Below are 18,598 nucleotides of genomic sequence, written 5' to 3'. Positions count from 1 at the left end.
GCCATGACCCCCCAGGAAGAGGCCGGATTGCGCATCTATCAAGTCGAGGCGACGCGACCGTCGCGCTACACGGGAAACCTGAATGCCGCGCACCGATGGAGCCTGCCTGGACTCGCGGACTGTCCCGGCTGTGGTGCTACCTGGAGCACCGCCGGGCTTCACTATCCCTGCGTGGACCTGACATCGCTCCCGACACGGCACGAGTACGAAGAGCCCCGCCCTGAGCCATACGAGGAGTGGGCTCGATTGCGCGAACAGGTGCGGCCCCAGGTGCCCCCCGGGTTCGTGTTGATGCCCGGGACCAAGTTTGGTCCGATGACCGGACGCGCCTCCGGCCCCTTTGGACAGCTACATCTTCAAGCGTGGTCCCTGAGCCTCCGCCGTGAAGCGCTGGAACAACTGCGGCAAGCAGGATTGCAAGGGCTGAACGGCTGCCCGATGCAACTCAAGGGAAGCGGAAGGAACCCGCCCGAGCTGCTCGAACTCCAGCTGACGCCCTGTGGACGCTTCCACCCGGACTGCCTTCCATCCGACCGGGAGCCTCCGTGCCCCACATGTGGCGTTGAGAGCTACGGTCTCCCCGCCCCCTACCTCCTCGACACGGCCTCCATCCCCACCACGGCGGACGTCTTCCGCCTCGCGGACTGGCCCACACTCATCCTGGCCACGCAGCGCTTCGTGGACGCGGTCCAGCGCCTGGAGCTCGACGGCGTCACCTTCCGTCAGGTCGCGGTCCGCTGACCCACGGCCACGAGCAACGACGCCTCAGGCAAACCGCTCCCTGCCCCCAGCGAAGCGCGGGAGGTCTGGATGCATATCGCGGACAGCCATTCGAATGAGCCGGGCGTGCGGGGAGGGCCCGGGGACAACCCACACCTTCAGCCTGGATGCGGCGGCCACCGCGCTCGGACAGGCTGGGACTTCCATGGCATCCTCCCGAGGGGTAGGAGGACAGGCCGCCACTGCGCGCGGCACGGGGGCGCCGCGAAGACGTCAGCGCCTAGCAGGCGCCACAGTCCGCGGCGCAGCTGTCCGGCGTGTTGCTGGTGCCGCAGCGCTCGGAGAGCTGGCACGTCCCATCACCGCACTTGTAGATGTCCTGGGGACGGATGCGGGTGGTGAGCGGGCGGTACGTCACGCCGTTGTACGTGCAGCGCGTGTAGTACGTCCGCGTGGAGTCCTGCTGGCAGTGCGTCAGGGCAGCCCCCACGTGGGTGATGACGGCCGCGCAGTCCGGGTCCCCGCTCCACGACGACAGGCCGCACGCGCGCACCGTGCTCTCGTCGTAGGCCAGATAGGGCGCATCATTGGCCGCGAAGAGTCCCTGACCATTGAAGAGGTTGCCGAAGAAGACGGCCTCATTCTGATTGTAGGTTTGCACCTCCTCGGCCGTCGTCGGAATGGCGACGCCCTGCGAGTCCTTGCCCTGCACGGAGATGTTCAGGTGCACACCGTACTTGTTCACGTGTGCCGCCAGGCAGCTCGACACCAGTTGCTGCTCGGGCTCCGGGGCAACCGGGGCGCCCGGGCTCGACGGAGGCGGAGGCGTGGGGCTCGACCACGTCGGCGCCAGCCCCAGGGAGCCATGCCAGGTATGCGTGGTGCCCGCATGCGTGTACGTCAGGGACTGACCGGAGGCGAGCGCGCACCGGACGATGTATCGCATCACCTCCTCGGCCTTGACCGGGTCCGCGCTGAACCACGTGTTGAAACCATTCGTCGACAAGCCGTTCGTCGACAGTCCATTCGTCGACAAGCCATTGGTGGACAGCCCGTTTGTCGACAAGCCGTTCGTCGACAGCCCGTTTGTCGACAAGCCATTGGTGGACAAGCCATTGGACGACACCAACGCGTCCGACTGGGTGCTCAGCGTCTCGCTCGCCGTATCCATCGGCTCCGCCGGGCCACACCCCACGGCGGCGACAAGAAGCAACGCTGGCAGCAGCTCCCACCGGTGCGCACAACGGCGTCCGGCGTAGGTGACCTTGGAGCTGGAACAGGTCTTCGAGGTGGGGTGGTGATACATGGCTGCCTCCGGTTTTTGGGGGTAGCCGCGTTTCTCGCGGCCAAGATAACCGGTAGTCCTTCTTTTCCCCTCTGACAGGTGCCCTCTCGGGCAGTTCGCGCACGTCGGTCATGCGGCAAACACGTAGTCCGTGCGCCGGCTGACGCTCAGCGTTCAATCCGCCCAGCCGCCAACGTTGCAGTTACACGCGATGTCTCACGCCCAAGGGTGCGGGCTCCTGCGACTGTCGCGCGTCTCGTGGCATTTTCACCGTAAAGGTCGTTCCCTCTGCCTCGGAGGAGGACACGCACACAGCTCCTCCGTGCGCCTGGACGATTTGTTTCACGATGAAGAGTCCCAGCCCCAGGCCACCGGCGCCACGACGGTGGCCCTTCCCAGGAGCAGTGCCCACCTGGCGGAACGGGTCGAACAATGTCTCCATCTGTTGAGGTGGAATGGGCGTCCCGGTGTTGTGGACCTCCAGGACCTGCTCACCGTTCACGGCGATACATTTGAGCCGGACGGGCGTGTCCTCGGCGCCGTGCTCCAGCGCGTTGCCCACCAGGTTGCTGAGCACCTGCGCCATCCGGTCCGCGTCCCAGAAGCCCTCCGACGCGCCCTCCACGTCCAGGGTGATGTGCCGGTCCGGATGCGCGGCGGACAGCTCCTCCACCACCATCCGGCAGATAATGGCCAGGCTGACCGTCCCCAGGTGCAGGGGGATGCCGCCCGCCAGACGCGCGCGGGTGAGGTCGAGGATGTCGGAAATCATGGCGCCCATCCGCGCGGCGCTCGCCTCGATTCGCTGGGCGCACTGCTGCTGCTGGGCCGCCGGCAGCGTGCGTTGCGCCAGGGCTCGCGCGGACAGGGCAATGGCATTCAGGGGGTTGCGCAGGTCATGCCCGAGGATGCCGATGAACCGCTCACGAAACTCCGCCTCCTCGGTCAGCCGCTCCAGCGCGAGGTGGCGCGCGTTGCCATCCAGGGCCTCGCGGGTCAGCCGGGCCGTCGCGTGCTCCAGCGCGCCCTCCGCCCGGTGGCGGGCCTCGCGCTCACGCTCCAGCGCCTCGCGAAGCGCCTGCGCGTCGTCCGTGTCATCGGGCAGCAGCCACAGCACGAAGGCATCCGACGCCTTCATGCCCACGGCCCGGAAGCGCGCCTCCATGCCCTCGCGGGTGATGCGCAGCACGACGGACACCGGCTCGCCCGTGTCCACCACGCGCACGCAGTCCTCCAGGCACAGCCCTCGCACGCCCTCCTGCTCCCAGCGCGACACCCATGGAGGCAGGACCCAATCGTGCGCCACCGGCTCGGCGGACGCCTCGAGCGCGGCCTGGCGCAAGTCGAGCACCTCCCCCGCCGTCCCTCGCACCGTCTCGAAGCGCAGACAGGGCGCGGCGCCTCCCGCATGCGTCGTCCAGGTCCAGGCGGAGCCCCACTTCGACGACAGACAAACCCCCATCGACGTCCCCCTGGCACGCCCTCCAGCCCCGATGCTCGACGCCCGGTCGCGGAACGCACACGGGACAAGAGTGACAAATCTCCGGGAGCGCGAACTTGTACGTGGGTACTGGCGCGACCTTCAGTGCTCACTCCGCGCCAGTGCCAACGCGCCACGCGGCCCGGCACCCGCCGCGGTGTCGTCATTCCGCAATGGCCCTGCGCGAACGGCCAGGGCCCCGGCGCGCTCGCCCAGGACGCCGGCTCAATCCATGATGGCGATATCGCGCAACTCGGGTCCGAAGGCACCGCCGGGGAAGCCCTGCTCCGGCGTCGTGGCGGCACCTGTCATCCGGTTGACCTGATACAGGACGTATGGGCCGTCACCGTTGAGGTCTCCCACGGCGTAGAGCCAATCGATGGACGGGACGGGCGACTCAGCCCGCCGCACGCGGCAGGCGCACGGTGAAGGTGGTGCCGTCCTGCTCGGAGGACACCACCTCCACGCCGCCGCCGTGGCCGCGCACGATGTCCTGCACGATGTAGAGCCCCAGGCCGATGCTGCGGGTGGACTGGCCCTCCTTCAACGCGCCCCGTGTCAGCGGCTCGAACAGGCGAGGCAACAATTCACGGGGGATGGGGGCGCCCCCGTTGAAGACAGACAGCAGCGCGGCCTCGCCCTCCAGCCGCGTGTCCACCCGCACCGGGGCGTCCGCGGGGCTGTAGGCCAGGGCATTGCCCAGCAGGTTCGTGAGCACCTGGGCGATGCGGTCCGAATCCCATTCGCCGCGCACCTCGCCCTGGACCTCCACCTCCACGCGTCGCCCGGGGTTGGCCACCAGGAGCTCATCCACCACCTGGTGCACCACCTCCCGCAAATCGGTGGTCTGACGGTGCAGGGCAATGCCGCCGCCCAGCCGGGCCTTGGTGAAGTCCAGCAGGTCGCGAATCATCCGGGCCGCGCGCTCGGTGGCCTGGCCAATGCGCCACACCATGCGCTTCTGCGGCTCCGTCAACTCACCCTTCTTCTCCAGCAGCCCCGCCGACATGGAGATGGCCGCCAGGGGATTGCGCAAGTCGTGGGAGACGATGCCCACCAGCTGCTGTTCGAACTCGGCGCGCCGGCGCAGCTCCTCTTGTGACCGCTGCTGCTCCGCGAACAGGCGCGCGTTCTCGATGGAGAGCGCCGCCTTCGCCGCCAGCTCCTCCACCAGCTCCTGGTCCTCCTGGGTGAAGCTCCGGCCCGAGCCCATGCGCCCCACCGACAGCGTTCCCACCACCTTGCCCTGCGCCCGCAGCGGCACGCACAGCAGGCTGCGCAGCGCCTCGCCCTGCCCCAGCTCCCGCCGTTGGTCCTCCGACAGCTCGGGCACGAGGAGCGGCCGTCCGCCACGGAGCACGAAGTCGCTCAGCCCCTCGCCGGGGAGCAGCGGCGCCCCATCCTCCCCCTGATTGGAATGGCTGGCCGCCACCTCCAACCGCGTCGCGTCGTCGGACAGCAGGCACAGCGTGCACGTGTCCCCCAGGAAGTAGGCGACCTGGCGGGTAATGGTGTCCAGCAGCACGGACAGGTCGCGGTTCGTCGCATCGAAGGCGTCGGACGCTTCCGTGAGCATCTGCAGCCGGGCGGCGGCGGCCCGGGCCACGGCATGGGCCCGGCGCTCCTCCGCCGTCAGATGCACCCGGTCCAACGCCTGGGCACACGCATGCGCCAGCGCGGTGAAGAAGGCCCGGTCCATCTCCGTGAAGGCCCGGGGCCGCGCGAAGGACAGGCCAATGGCGCCCAGCGCCCGTCCCTTCACCAGCAAGGGCAGCGCGAGCGCCGCCTCGTGAAGGCCTCGCGTATCCATGAGCGGATAACGCGCGCGCCACTCCTCCGACGACCCCACCCAGATGGCCTGCTGCTCCCGCAGCGACTCCACCAGCGGCATGGCCGCCGACATCGGGATGCGCCGCCACCGGCTCAGCACGCTCTCCGGGTAGCCAATGGCATCCACCACCTCCAGCGCCTCGCCCTCCGCGTCCAGGAGGTTGACGGAGCCCGCCTTCGCGCCAGCGGCCACCAGCCCTTGTTCGAAGAGCGCGCGGCACACCTGCGGCACGGTGGCCGCCTCCGACAGCCGGGCGGTGAAGTCCCGCAACCGGTCGATGTAGCCCGCGGCCCTCAGTGCGGCATCCCGCGCCTCGGCTTCCTTCTGCCGCAGCAGCTCCGACTGGCGCCGCACCTGCTGCTGCGCGCGGAACAGCTCCACGAAGACGGACACCTTCGAGCGCAGCACCTCCGGCGGAAAGGGCTTCTGGAGGAAGTCCACCGCGCCGGTGGCGTAGCCGGTGACGAGCTCCGCGTCATCGCGGCCGTAGGCGGTGAGGAAGATGATGGGGACGTTGCGCGTGCGCTCACGCTGCTTGATGAGCGCCGCCGTCTCGAAGCCGCTCAGCCCCGCCATTCGCACGTCCAGCAGGATGACGGCGTAGTCCTCGCGCAGCAGGAAGCGCAGGGCCTGCTCCCCCGAACAGGCCTTGTCCATGCGGATGCCCAGCGGCTCGAGGATGGCCTCCAGCGACACCAGGTTCGACACATGGTCATCCACCAGCAGCACGGCGGGAGCATCCGAAACGGCCTTCGCCTGGCGGTGCGGGTCTTCATCCGAAATCCGCAGGTGCGTCAGCGTCAGCCGGCTGGCCACGGAGGCCCCCCGGCTGAAAGGGATGCCCCCCCGCTGCAACGGCACCATCGTCGGAATCCCGTCCTGCGACATGAAGAAGTCACCTGGTGTGCGGTGGTCAGGAACTCGGCCCGGCGTCTCCGGGCCCCCAGGAGCGGACTGGCCCCCGGAACAACTGGCGGCGCGGAATTACACCGCGTGGCGCGCCATCGTGCCCAGATGAAGGCGAAGGCGCGGCGCCAAGCGTGCGCTATCCATCAGTCCGCGTGCTCAGTAACGACCCTTCACGCCCAGGATGGGTAGGGCGATGGGAAGCCCCACCGCGTCCTTGCGCAGCGGGAAGCCGTCGCCGCCCTCGTACTCGAAGCCCAACGTCTCCCGACGGAGCGTGACGTTGAGCATGTCCAGATACGCCTCCAGGCTGAAGGTGTCGTAGACCCACGACTTGGACAGCCGCACGTCGAACCGGAGGAAGGCCGGCAGCCGGTCCACGCGATCTCGGTCTGCCTTGACCCAGGCGGGCCTGCCGGAGGCGTCTTCGCCAGGGCGGTGCGTCTGCGTGCCCAGGGTGCCGTATTCAGGGCGCCCGGTATTGAAGTGCAGCACCCCGCCCAGCGTGACGTTGTTGGCGAACTTGTAGCTGAGCACCAGGTTGAGGATGTGCGTCTGGTCGAAGGCGAAGGGCAGGTCCGCCTCCGCCTCGCCCACCCGGTGGCCCTCCGCGTCGTAGCGGTGGAAGCGCGTGCGGCGCGTGCTGCGCTGGAGCGAATACGACAGCCAGCCGAACCAGTTGTCGCCCAGCGGGTGGCGCAGCAGGAACTCCATGCCGTAGGCCATGCCACTGCCGCGAAAGTCCGGGAAGTCGAAGTCCGAGCGGTCGGGGATGCCGCCGCCGTCCCCCAACTGCATGCCGCGGCGCAGGCCCGCTGGAGGCGGCGTGCCGGTGTCCGGCGTGTCGTCGTCCACCATGCCTTCGTCGGCGAAGGGCGTCAGCTCGAGGGTCCGCACCATCGGGTTGAGATAGACGTCCAGCCCCACCTCCAGACCGCGCCACGCCTTCCATTCCGCGCCGACGGAGAGCTGCACGCCTTGCTGGAGCCCCAGCAGCAGGCTTCCCACGTCCACCACGGGCAGGCTGATGAGGGTGGTGGGCGGCTGATGGAAGAGGCCCGCCCCGCCCTTGAGCGTGAGCGCCTCCGACACCTTGTGACGCACGGTGAGACGCGGCTCCAGCGCGCGGCGATCAATCCCCGGCGACAGGTGGTAGTTGTCCACGCGCAGGCCGGGCACCACGGCCCACTTCTCATGGGGCTGCCACACCAGCTCCGTCCACGCGCCCATGAAGGTCCCCAGCGCCACGGGCGCCACCTCCACGTCCGCGTCGGAGCCGCCGTCCTGCTGGAGCAGCTCGACGATGGCGCGCTTGTGCTCCACGTCCGCCCCTGCACGCAGCGTGGCGCTGGGTGACAGCGTCGCGCTGTAGCCCAGGCGCGCGGACCAGTGCCCCTGGTCGATATGGACTTCGGTGGCCTCGCCAGGGGGGCTGCGGCTGACGACGGCGAAGCGGTCCAGCCCCCACGTCCCGCCCACCTCCAGCTCACCGGGCCCCACGGGGTGCCGGTGCCGCAGGTCCACCCGGTGGAAGACAATGGATTGCATCGCGGTGTCGCCCCATGCGTCCTGGGCCTCCGAACCGAAGGTGTCCGAGGAGCCAAAGGCAAACAGGCGCAGCGTGCCCTCGCCCAGCCGCTGTTCCACCCGGCCCTGATAATCCCAGAAGTCGAGCACCACCTTGGGGTTCTCCCGCCCGGGAGGGGGCGGCGACTGGAGCTGGTTCGCCGCCAGGGCGATGAGCCAGGGCGTATAGGAATAGCGGCCGGCCAGGCTGACGTTGGTGCCGGTGTCCTTGAACGGCGTCTCGATGAAGAAGCCCGCGTTGATGAGGTCCGCGTAGGCGCTGCCGTGGACGCCGTCATCCCGCGGGCGGCTGAGGCGCCCGTCGATGGCGCCCCCCATCAACCGCCCATACCGGGGAGGCGGCGAGCCTGGATAGAAGTCGATGGCGTCGATGAAGTCCGGGTGGATGACGGCCGGGCCCAGGAACAGGTGGAAGAGGATGGGGACGCGGATGCCATCCAGGAAGTAGCCCGTGGCCGCGGGCTGGCTGCCGCGCACCACCGGGTAGGCCACGCCGGACACCATGCTGCCCACGCCGGGAAGCAGCATGACGACGCGGAAGGGGTCCCCCATGGTGCCAGGCACCTCGCGCAGCTCCGCGTCATGCAGGGTGACGCGGCTCACCTCCGTGCGCTCGCGGTCTCCCCGCACCACCGTCTCGTACGGGTTGATGATGAGCGGCTCCAGCCCGTACACCACCTCCAGCGCCTCGTTCGCCTTCAGGCCCTCGCGGAAGACGCCGGGCTTGTGGCCGGGGGCGGTGATACGCACCGCATGCACGCCCGCGGGCCAGCGCGCCTCGAAGCGTCCGTCCACGTCCGTCTGCACCGGCGCGTCTGGATGCGCGTCCGACACCAGCGTGGCCCCTACCAGCGGCCGGCGGTTGCCCTTGGCGCGCACCAGCCCCTTCAGGGTGATGGGCGCCGCGGGCGTGGCCCCCTCGGACATGGCCGGCGCGGGCGCCTCGAAGCGGTACTCGAAGAAGATGCGCACGGCCACCGGCAGGCCGTCCAAAGTGGCGGGGGCGAAGCGCAGCGACGGCGCCGCGTGCAGCGCCGCCCGGTCCAACAAGGGATGCAGCCCTTCCACCAACGTGGCGGACTCCACCTCGCCCGCGTCGTCGATGAGCAGCTCCAGCTTCACCACCCCCGCGACGCCGTCGGACGCCAGCCCCGGCGGATAGGGAGCGGGCGAGTCCTGCACCATCACGGGCGGAGTGAACGCGGGCTCGGGCACGCCCGCGTCCTCCGACAAGGGCGCATCCGTCTCCACGGCCCAGCCCGCGTCGGTGCCTTGCAGCTCCCGCTCGGCCCGGGCGGCGCCTCCGTCCTCCGGCGTCCCCGCGTCCTGTGCGTCTGCCCGAGTCCCGAGCATGAACAGGGCCACCACGGCGACCGCCGTTCGCGCTGCTGGCCTGACTGTCCACCACCCAAGTCCGCGGGTCATTCCCTCACCAAGCGGGGCACTGCGTGCCCTGTCCCCCATGAGGCCAGGGAGACGGCGGAGTGACAAGCGCCTCGGGGTGGACCCGCGCGGGCCGCGTCAGCCCTGGGCGCGGCACATTGCCAGCCCTTCTCCTGGCGCAATGACAATCACAGCCTTCGGTTCCCCAGCGTGCCCGGAGTCCCGGCCGCTGCTGGACGGCACGCACACCGTCAGCGCCATCCACACCTGGGAAGCGGCCACCTCCGGACGGTCAATGCCTCACCGTCCGGAGCCCGGCCCTCACCGCTCCGGCAGGATGGCGGCCGCGACCTGGTTCATCAGGTTGAGCTGGCTGCGCGACATGCGCCGCAGCGTTCGGAGCACCTTCCGCATCTCCGGCAACTGGTCCTTGTGCCCGGAGTCCCCTTCCCAGAGCGCGGCGCCGACACTGGCCGCCGTGGCAAGCCCCAGCCCGACGTCCGCCGACAACCGCAGTGCCAGACACAGCCGGAACAGGGTCGGCACGCTGGGCATCATCTTCCCCCGCTCCATGCGCCCATAGACTTCCGCGGCAATCCCCACACGCCCCGCGACCTCCGCCTGGGTGAGCCCCGCGAGCAGCCGCGCGCCTCGCGCCGCCTCGCCAACGCTCTCCGCCAGACGGCTCTCCAGTTGCTCGCGCGACTTCCGGGCGCGATCCGCCGGGCTTCGAGGCTGGGACCGGGGCCGCTGGCGGGGAGGAGCAGGACCTTCAAGGTGGGTCTTCACTGCGTCAACCTTGTGAGTACGGGCCAAGCTCACGCCCTGCCCGGGAACAGGTCGCGCTCGGTCACGAGTTTTCCTGCGACTTATAACCCACCACGTCCTCAGGCGAAATACCGATATGGAAGGTAGTCCCCTGCCCCGCACCCTCAGCGAAAAGTGTCGTACCCGGCACCACACGTTCTCGCGCCGGATGCGCCACGATGCACCAGGCGGACGTCCAGGCGTCAGCCCGCATGGCCCGCCCGGCACCGGGTCCGTCCGGCCCTACTCGCCATGTCTGTCATTGAGGGAGCGGCCAATCCCTCCACCAAAATTCGCTGACCAGGGTTGCCTCGCGAAAGCACTCCATGCAATGTGCATCATTACGGCAACACTTCCGCGACCTGTCTGTGCAGCCTCCTGGACCGGAGGCCCGCGGCCGGACGCGTGAGTTTGGGCATGGGCGGCCAAGGCATTCGCCGCCCATGTGGGGGCCAGCATCCACCCTGGAGCACAGCACGTCTGGCTTCGGCCTGACGGCGCCCCCCTTTCTTCTGGAGTCCCCCCGCAATGGAATTGAGATTGACCTCGCGCCTGGTGCGAGACCCCGCGCCGCCTCAGCCCCTGGAGCCAGATGCCTTGCGCGAGCTGCGTCAGCGCTGCGCGCTCGCCACCCCCGAGGACACCGCGCGCGGCATGTTCTTCCGGGGGGTCCTGGAGACGGTGCGGCGCGTGGGCGGCTCCGCCATGGAGCAGCTCTGCCGCCAGTCCCTGCCGGAGAAGCGCTACATCGACTTCTTCAGCTACCCCATCACCCAGTTCCTGCCGCTGGCCTTCCAGGCCGCCGACCTGCTCTCCGAGCATTGCGGGGGCGTGGCCGCCGCTCATCGCGTCATGGGCCAGAAGGCCGCGCATGACTTCCTGGAGTCCGTCGCGGGCCGCACCCTGCTGATGCTCGCCTATGACGAGCCCCGGCTGCTGCTGGGACAGCTCCCCACCGGGTTCCTCGCGGCGGTGAGCTACGGCGAGCGGAGCATGGTGTGGACGGGGCCTCGCAGCGGCCGCTTCGTCATGAAGCGGGACTTCATGCCCACCGCGTACCACGAGGGTGTCCTGCACGCCGTCCTGGAAGCCGTGGGCGCGCGCGACATCGGGGTGCAGGGGCGCGAGCTGGGCCTGCTCGACACGGAGTACGCGCTGTCCTGGCGCTGAAGCGCAACAACGCCGGCGGCCCCGTGCTCCGGGCCCCCGGCGGAGGAAAGGTCCCGCCCCACGTCAAGGGAGGCGGGGCGGCGCGTCGACTACAGCAGCGAGCAGAGCAGCCCGGGGAAGCGCGAACCGGAGGGGCAGTTGTCGCCCTGGCAGTACACGACGCCCGAATCGATGGCGGGGTTGGCCAGCAGCGCGGGAACCTTCACGTTGCAGGTGCCGATGGCGCTGTTGCCGGACGCGTCCTGCACGGAGTACGTGAAGTTGTAGACCCGGCCGTTGCCCAGCAGGGCCGCCTCGGCGCGAACCATGGCGGACTTGCGGTCCGGGGTCAGCTTGATGTCGTCACATGCCAGCAGCCGGAGCAGGGACAGTGCGTCGTTGGACTCGTCGGAGGTCACGCGGATGATGCTGGCAGACGCATCCAGGTCGAGCTCGCCGCCGCAGTTGTCGACGGCCGGCATCGCGCAGTCAGACAGGGGCACCAGCACGTAGTCGGAGCCCAGGACCGGCTGGATGACCAGGCCGCGGTTGGCGCCCGGCGTGGGGGCGCTGACGTCCACGACGGTCACATTCGCCGAGCACGTGCGGGTGGCCGCGCCGTCGGAGACCAGGAGCTGCGCGCTCGTGGTGCCCAGCCCATAGGGGCCCGCGGGCGACTGCACCACGGAGAACGGCCCCGGGAAGCCGTCTGGATCGTACGAGCCGTTGTCGATGCTGGCGCTGCCCTGACAGGCCGCGTCCGCGGGGACGGTGACGCTCTGGCAGCTGGCCACCGGCTGCTGGTTGGTGGCACAGGGAATCTCGAAATCGATGGAGGCGAAGTTGTTGTCCTCGTCGTCCTCCGGATAGGTGCCGTCCTCGTCCGCGACGACCACCACCTTCGTGGTGCCCTCCGGCACCGTGTACGACAGCGAGAAGGGGAAGGTCTCCCCCCCCACCAGCCAGGGGACGCTGATGGTGCCCAGCCGCACGCCGCCAGCACCCGGCGTCCCCGCGTACACCGCCGCGGTGGAGTTCCCGATGCCCGTGGGCTGCTCGTTCTTGATGGCCGCGGAGAGCGTCAGCGCCGTCGCCGCACACGAGGCGGACAGGTCCACCACGCTCAGGTCCAGGCCCGTCTCCTTCGCCTCCTGACGCTGGACCTCCATGTCGATGTTTGCCGGGCCCTGCTCGGGAAGAGTGCCCTCACAGCCCGTCAGAAGAAACAACGCCGTCAGCGTCGAGACGCCATGATTCCGTGTCATGTCTGGTTCCTGGCATGCCGGGAGCACGCCTGCTCTGCAGGGGGGGAAATGCCTCTCAATGAGGCAATGCTTTTATGTCGACTCGTTTCCCCGGATACCACGGACTCCCAGTGCACATGGAGACAATTATTTTCACCAGCCTGTATGAAGTCCGCGCTCCCACCGGGGTAATGGACGACACCTCACCTTGACTCTTGATAATCCAGACATGGGGCGATGCATGTCTGACACCCCTGGGTGTCATTATCGACGATGAATACCCCCTCAAGACAGGCACCGTGTATCCACGGCCCCATGAGTCAACCCAGACACATCCACGAAAAAGCAGACATCACGGCCAACCCCCGCATCGTGTCGCGGTGGACATCCGAGACGTCCACGGGCGGACGCATCGCCCTGGGGCCCTGGCGGACATTGGACTTCAGTACAAGGCTACGGCCTCATGTCCACGCCCAACCTCGTCCTCCTCGTGGAAGACCACGCCGACAGCCGGGAGCTGTTGGAGGAGTTCCTCACCCTGGAGGGCTTCACCGTGGAGACGGCGGGCAACGGACTGTCCGCCTGGGAGCGCCTGAGCCGCCCGCCCCTGCCGGCCGCCGTCCTCCTGGACCTGATGATGCCGGTGATGAGCGGCTGGGAGCTGATGCGCCACGTGCGCGAGGACGCGCGGCTGAGCACCCTGCCGGTGGTGGTGGTCTCCGGGGCGGGAAGCTCCCAACCCCTGCCGGAGGGCATCCGGGCCACGGTGCCCAAGCCCGTGGATTTATTCGAGTTGCGCGCCACCCTGGAGCGGGTGGTGAGCCCTAGCTGAGCGCGTCATTCCATTGGCAGGCGGGGCAGCGTCACCCGGACGGTGGTGCCCGCCTGGGCGGTGGAGGTCACCTCGATACGTCCGCCGTGGCCCTTCACCACCTGCTCGACGATGTAGAGCCCCAGCCCCAGCCCGCTGCTGCTCCCTCCGCCGCCCCCTGCCATGGCGCCGCGCCGGAAAGGGTCGAAGAGCCGGGGGAGCATCTCCGGGGAGATGGGCTCGCCGGGGTTTTGGACTTCCAGCACCACGAAGTCGCCATCGTCATACAACTTGAAGGACACGGGCGCGTCCGCGGGGCTGTATTGGAGCGCGTTGCCCCCCAGGTTGCTGACCACCTGGAGCAGCCGGTCCCCGTCCCACTCCCCTTCATAGCGGCCCGGCTCCACCCGGAACGCCAGCTTGCGCTCGGGCCAGGCCGCCTCCAACTCATCCACCCCCAGCCGGACCACGGCCCGCAAATCACCGGGCGTGCGGTGGATGGGAATGCCGCCGCCCAGCCGTCCGCGCGTGAAGTCGAGCAGCTCTGAAATCATGCGTTTCATCCGGTCGCCGGAGCGGGCGATGCGCGTCACCAACCGGCGCTCGCGCTCCGGAAGCGCCTCGCTGTGCAACAACTGCGTCGCGGACAACTGGATGGCATTGAGCGGGTTGCGCAGGTCATGACTGACAATGGCGATGAGCCGCTCGCCGAAGCGGGCCGCCTGCAACTTGGCCTCCTGGGCGCGCCGCCGTTCGGAGACATCCACCATGGTGGCCACCGCCGCGACGATGGTGCCCTCCCGGTCCAGGATGGGCGCGCTGGAGAGCAGCACGGCGATGTTCTGACCATCCTCGCGGGGGATGAGCATCTCCTCGCCCTGCACCACCTCGCCGTGGCGCAGGCTGCGCGTCAGCGGCAGCTCCTCCATGGCGTAGGGCCGCCCATCCGGGTGCAGCGAGACGCCATTGTCCGCCATGTAGTCCTGCATCGACGTGGAGGGATGGAAGGGCCTGCCGGTGATGACCTCCACCTGCCGGCTGGCCATCACCAACCGGCCGGATGGTGCGTCCGCGATGAACACGCCCGCGGGCATCTGGTCCAGCACCGACGCCAGCCGCGCGCGCTCGGCCTCGATGGCGCCCAGCAGCCGCTGCCGGTCCATCTCCATGGCGCGGCGCTGGGTGATGTCCACCACGGTGGCCACCCGCTGCTCCACGCGGCCGGCCTCGTCCTTGAAAGCCGTGACGTGCGTGAAGGCGGGGAAGCGGGTGCCATCCTTCCGCATGTGCAGGGATTCATATTCGTGCGACGGCTTGGAGTTCGCCGCCGCGACGTGCCGAGGCAACACGCCGCGCGCTTCCGGCGCATAGGTGTCCTCCAGCCGCCGTCCCGTCAGCTCCTCGGGCGAGTAGCCATGCATGCGAGCGAAGGCGGGGTTCACCTCGCGCAGCCGCTCCTCGGTCGCGTCCACCACCGCCACGCCCACGCCCAGCCGCTTGAAGACCTGCGCCCACCGCCGCAGGCCCGCTTCACTCTCCCGGAGGCGCTCCAGGGACGCCTCCGCCACGGCGCGCGCCTCGCGCTCGCGGGCATGCGCCTGGGCCTGCAACAGCAGCGCGGTGGTGCGCGCCGCCATGGCCCGGAAGAGGAACTGGTCCTCCTCCGACAGTTCATGGGTGGCGCGGCTGCCCATCAGCGCCACGCCCATCAACTGCTCTCCCAAGAGCAACGGCACACCGAACAACGCGGACAGGTCCGCATCGCGCAAGGACGGCTCGCTCACCCGGCTGTCCGTGCGCGCCGCGCGCACCAGCAGCGGCTGTCGCGTGGCCGCGATGGTGCCCGTGAAGCCCTCCCCCATGCGCACCACGTCCCCCACGGCCATTCCCGTGCCCACCACGCTCTCCACCCGCAGGACGTCCTCTTCCAGCAGCAGGACGGCCGCCACGTCCACCACGGCCACGGTCTCCCGAAGCACCTGGAGGAGGGCCGGCAACAGCTCCGCGGCGTCGGCGCTGCCCAGGGCCGCGGTGCTGATGCGGTCCAGCGCCTGCAACGTGCGCTCGCGCGCCAGCGAGTAGCGGCTGACGGAGGCCGCCACCGCCTCATCCATGGCCTCGTGGAAGACGAGCTCCGCCTCGGGGCGGTGGGTGGCGTTCTCCCGGGACGTCCACAGGCGCAGCACGCACGCGCGCAGCAGCCGGTACTCCGTCACCACCTGCCGCAGGTCGAAGCCTTCCCCCAGCCGCTCGATGGCATGCCGGTCCGGAATATCCCCCAGGCCATCCGCCACGCCGCCGGGCGAGCTGCGCTGCATCAGCGAGGCGACGACCTCCAGCAGCCGGGGCAACCCGTCTCGCAGCGCGAGCTTTGGCAGCGCCTGGGCCGCAGGGATGCGGCGCACCTCCACCTCCCACGCGGACATGATGGATTCCCGCTGCTGTAGAAGGAACTCGGCCAGGAGGATGGGCACAATCTGGTGGATGTAGGCGTCAGCGCGGCCGACGACAACAGCAAAGCGCTCCGAGTGCCCGGCAGCGAAAATGTCCGAAAGCGTGCAGCCACCTCGCACGTCCGGAGTGCGCGTCACGGACACTCCTTGAAAAGAGCGCTGGAGGTCGCCAGGGGCGGCGCTGTTAGGGTCCCTTCGACATGAGCGGGCGCGCACGGTTTGCCTGGGCGCTGGTGGTGGGGCTGTTGGGCCATGCGCTCAACCGATTTCCCGTGGAGCTCATCCCAGGCATCGACATTCTCCTGGGCTTCTTCCTCATCATCCCCGCGGCGCCGCTGCTGGGGCCCTGGTGCGCGGGGCTCGCGGCTGGCATCGCCATGTCCACCACCGTCCAGATGTGGGGCCACCCCTGGAGCATGCTGGGTTCGATGATGGAAGGGGTCGTCCTGGGCGCGCTGACCCGGCGCTACTGGCCCCTTCAGGCGGACGGACTCTTCTGGCTGGGAGGCATCCCCTACCTCATCATCGTCGGCAATCACATGGGCGTGGACGTCACGGCGACGAGCACGCTCGCCATTGCCCTCAAGCAGGCGCTCAACAGCCTGGTGCCGGCGCTGCTGACGCAGGTGGTGCTGATGACGCCCATGGCGCGCGCGCGGCTGTGGCCCCTGCTGACGCCCACGCTGCGCACCTTCACCTTGTCGTCGGCGGTGGGCTCGGCGCTGCTGGTGGCGCTGGTGCTGCCGTTGCTGATGGTGGGAACGCTGGAGGGCCGGGCCCGCTATGCCTCCGAGCGGCGGCGGATGGACGACCAGGGCCTCTCCACCGCCCACCTGCTGGCGGAGACGGTGGACGCGGAGCTGTCCACCGCCCAATCCCAGACCGCCTTGCTGGCGAGCATCGTCACGAATTGGTGGGAGCGCGAAGGGGAGCGTCCACCCCAGCCGCAGTTGGAGAATCTGCTGCGGGACTGGGTGTATCACTCCGCGTTCGCGCTCAACTTCGGCATCGGTGACAGCGACGGCAACCTGGTGGCCATCTGGCCGCCGCTGGGCGTGGCGGCCCAACCGATGGCAGGCGCCAACTTCGCCGACCGCGCCTACTTCCAGGACGTCCGCGGCAAGCGCGAGCCCGTGGTGAGTGGCGTGTTCGCGGGCCGGGGCTCGGTGACGGGTCCCGTCATGGTCGCCGTCGCGCCGTTGCTGCGGCAGCAGCGCTTCGAAGGCTTCACGTTGGTGGCCATCAACCTGCCTCGGATGCGAGCCGTGGCGCAGGAGCGCCTGGCGCCGGGTCAGCGCGCGCTGCTGGTGGACCCGGACGGCAACGTGGCCTTTGACACCGGGTCCACGCCCGGGCCGGAGCCACAGTCCCTGAAGGGCACCGTGTTGGGGGAGCTGCTGTCGACGCTGCCCGCCACGGGCACCCGCACCTACGACACGGAGCCCAAGGCCCCCCCGTTGCGGCGGACCCTGGAGGCGCGGCACCTGGCCACCGCGCCGCTGCTCCAACCGGGGTGGCGCGTCCTGGTGGAACATCCGATGCGCGACATGGACTTCAGCGTCATCGGCACCTACAGCGCGCTGCTGGCCACGCTGGCCCTGACGCTGGTGCTGGCCATTCCCATCACCCGCCTGCTGACGCGCATGCTCTCCAGGCCCGTGGAAGCCGTGTCCCAGGCCGCCGGCCGCATGGCCGCGGGCGAACGCGACGTGCGCGCCTTCGGAACGCGCCACCGCGCAGGCGCCATCGAGGTGGAGAAGCTGGGCCTGGCCTTCGATGAGATGGCGGCCCGGCTCCAGCGGCACCTGGAGGAAGTGGAGCGCGTCAGCCAGGCCAAGGCGGCCTTCTTCTCCATCGCCAGCCATGAGCTGAAGACGCCCCTGGCCACCCTCAAGCTGCGCTTGCAGCGGCTGCGTCCGGACACCGTGCGCCAGCAGGACCTGGTCCTCATGGACCGGCAGGTGGATCGGCTGGCGCGGCTGGTCAACCAACTGCTGGATGTGTCCGAGCTGGCCAGCGGCCGGCTGTCACTGGCGCAGGTGCCCCTGGAGCTGTCCGCGCTGGTGCGGCGGGTGTCGGAGCGGCGCGCGGCGTCCGCGCCCCAGCACCAACTGAAGCTGAGCCTGGAGCGCGTGGACGGTTGGTGGGACGAGCCCCGGCTGGAGCAGGTCGTCTACAACCTGGTGGACAACGCCATCCGCTACAGCCCGGAGGGCGGACCGGTGGAGGTGGTGCTCCGGCGGGAGGGCAATGACGCGCTGCTGGAGGTGAAGGACCGGGGCGTGGGACTGGGGCCGCGCGGGGGCGAGGAGCTCTTCAGCCGGGCGCTTCGCGGCAGCACGCTGTCCACCATCAGCCGCGTGGAGGGCCTGGGCGTGGGATTGTATTTGAGCCGTGAAATCATCACCCGCCATGGCGGCAGCATCCACCTGGCGGCCCGCGAGGGCGGCGGCACCTGCGCCATCGTCCGCCTGCCCCGGAACGACCCGCGCGAGGCGTGACGTGCACACCGCTCATGGGTCGACGGGTGGCACGTCGGGCCAGGGCCGCGGCAAGGAGGGCGCGGCCACGTGTGTCAGCCGCAACAAGCCGCGCCCCAGGTCGAGCTGGTAGCGGACGCGAAAACCCGAGTCGAGCACCACCAACCCACCCTGGTCCGACATCAAAGGCCCGTCGAGAGGAAGGCCCGCGGCGAGAGCGCCCAGCTCACATTGAAGCTTCTCTCGCACCGGAGTCGAACATCCTGCCAGGGTCCGGAGTGCCCGGGGAGCGAGCTGAAGTCGAAGGGCCATGGTCGTTTCACACTGACGAGCCGTGGCGATGACGACAAGCTGTACCTGAAGTGCATATTTGACGTCGGCTTCCAGCCCCATGAGGGGACCACCCCTCACTTCGCTGTGGAGTGCCAGACACCCAAGACGGTGAAGACGCCGCCCGGGCCG

The 18,598-nt window shown here is 69.4% G+C and carries 13 protein-coding genes; 4 read left to right on the top strand and 9 right to left on the bottom strand.

The window, feature by feature from the left end:
• Window positions 1-3: 3 nt before the first annotated feature.
• Window positions 4-741, top strand: coding sequence for a double-CXXCG motif protein (locus FMP39_RS05795; protein WP_141589004.1), 738 nt, complete (start codon window positions 4-6; stop codon window positions 739-741).
• A 259-nt stretch (window positions 742-1,000) separates the two neighbouring features.
• Here FMP39_RS05795 and FMP39_RS05790 read toward each other — a convergent pair whose 3' ends face one another.
• From FMP39_RS05790 to FMP39_RS05765, 6 genes are all read right to left on the bottom strand, one after another.
• On the bottom strand, window positions 1,001-2,026 hold the full coding sequence (locus FMP39_RS05790) for a hypothetical protein (protein WP_141589003.1): 1,026 nt from the start codon (window positions 2,024-2,026) through the stop codon (window positions 1,001-1,003).
• Window positions 2,027-2,207: 181 nt separating this feature from the next.
• On the bottom strand, window positions 2,208-3,467 hold the full coding sequence (locus tag FMP39_RS05785) for a sensor histidine kinase KdpD (RefSeq protein ID WP_141589002.1): 1,260 nt from the start codon (window positions 3,465-3,467) through the stop codon (window positions 2,208-2,210).
• Window positions 3,468-3,710: 243 nt separating this feature from the next.
• Window positions 3,711-3,896: a hypothetical protein gene (locus tag FMP39_RS05780; protein ID WP_141589001.1), complete on the bottom strand. Its 186-nt coding sequence runs from the start codon at window positions 3,894-3,896 to the stop codon at window positions 3,711-3,713.
• Window positions 3,883-6,204: a GAF domain-containing protein gene (locus FMP39_RS05775; RefSeq protein WP_141589000.1), complete on the bottom strand. Its 2,322-nt coding sequence runs from the start codon at window positions 6,202-6,204 to the stop codon at window positions 3,883-3,885. Before FMP39_RS05775 ends, FMP39_RS05780 begins: the two co-directional genes overlap by 14 nt.
• Window positions 6,205-6,381: 177 nt before the next feature.
• The gene (locus FMP39_RS05770; protein ID WP_194858251.1) at window positions 6,382-9,162 is read right to left on the bottom strand and encodes a TonB family protein; all 2,781 of its coding nucleotides are present in this window, start codon (window positions 9,160-9,162) and stop codon (window positions 6,382-6,384) included.
• A gap of 351 nt (window positions 9,163-9,513) precedes the next feature.
• Window positions 9,514-9,981 (bottom strand): helix-turn-helix domain-containing protein, encoded by a 468-nt coding sequence (locus FMP39_RS05765; protein WP_368667057.1) that lies wholly within the window; start codon window positions 9,979-9,981, stop codon window positions 9,514-9,516.
• A gap of 546 nt (window positions 9,982-10,527) precedes the next feature.
• On the opposite strand from FMP39_RS05765, the gene FMP39_RS05755 reads away from it, so the two are divergent.
• A complete protein-coding gene (locus FMP39_RS05755) occupies window positions 10,528-11,169 on the top strand; it encodes a DUF2378 family protein (RefSeq protein ID WP_141588996.1) in 642 nt (213 codons plus the stop codon).
• Window positions 11,170-11,258: 89 nt separating this feature from the next.
• Here FMP39_RS05755 and FMP39_RS05750 read toward each other — a convergent pair whose 3' ends face one another.
• Complete coding sequence (locus FMP39_RS05750; protein ID WP_141588995.1) at window positions 11,259-12,413, bottom strand: CARDB domain-containing protein; 1,155 nt, start codon at window positions 12,411-12,413, stop codon at window positions 11,259-11,261.
• A gap of 442 nt (window positions 12,414-12,855) precedes the next feature.
• Between FMP39_RS05750 and FMP39_RS05745 the strand changes: the two genes are divergently transcribed.
• Window positions 12,856-13,224 carry a response regulator gene (locus FMP39_RS05745; RefSeq protein WP_090487127.1) on the top strand — a complete coding sequence of 123 codons (369 nt, stop codon included), beginning with the start codon at window positions 12,856-12,858 and terminating at the stop codon, window positions 13,222-13,224.
• Between the two features lie 5 nt (window positions 13,225-13,229).
• On the opposite strand, the gene FMP39_RS05740 is transcribed toward FMP39_RS05745, so the two are convergent.
• Window positions 13,230-15,629, bottom strand: coding sequence for a PAS domain S-box protein (locus tag FMP39_RS05740; protein WP_194858258.1), 2,400 nt, complete (start codon window positions 15,627-15,629; stop codon window positions 13,230-13,232).
• Between the two features lie 227 nt (window positions 15,630-15,856).
• Here FMP39_RS05740 and FMP39_RS05735 point away from each other — a divergent pair, with 227 nt between their 5' ends.
• Window positions 15,857-18,157 carry a sensor histidine kinase gene (locus FMP39_RS05735; protein ID WP_141588993.1) on the top strand — a complete coding sequence of 767 codons (2,301 nt, stop codon included), beginning with the start codon at window positions 15,857-15,859 and terminating at the stop codon, window positions 18,155-18,157.
• 12 nt (window positions 18,158-18,169) lie between these two features.
• Here the strand turns inward: FMP39_RS05735 and FMP39_RS37790 are convergent, their stop codons facing one another.
• Window positions 18,170-18,385 (bottom strand): hypothetical protein, encoded by a 216-nt coding sequence (locus tag FMP39_RS37790; RefSeq protein WP_225888304.1) that lies wholly within the window; start codon window positions 18,383-18,385, stop codon window positions 18,170-18,172.
• Between the last annotated feature and the right edge of the window lie 213 nt (window positions 18,386-18,598).

The organism is Myxococcus sp. AB056, from assembly GCF_006547365.1.
GTDB classification, from domain to species: domain Bacteria; phylum Myxococcota; class Myxococcia; order Myxococcales; family Myxococcaceae; genus Myxococcus; species Myxococcus virescens.
The sequence above is the reverse complement of the archived record's forward strand: the minus strand, read 5'-3'. Positions and strand labels throughout refer to the sequence as shown.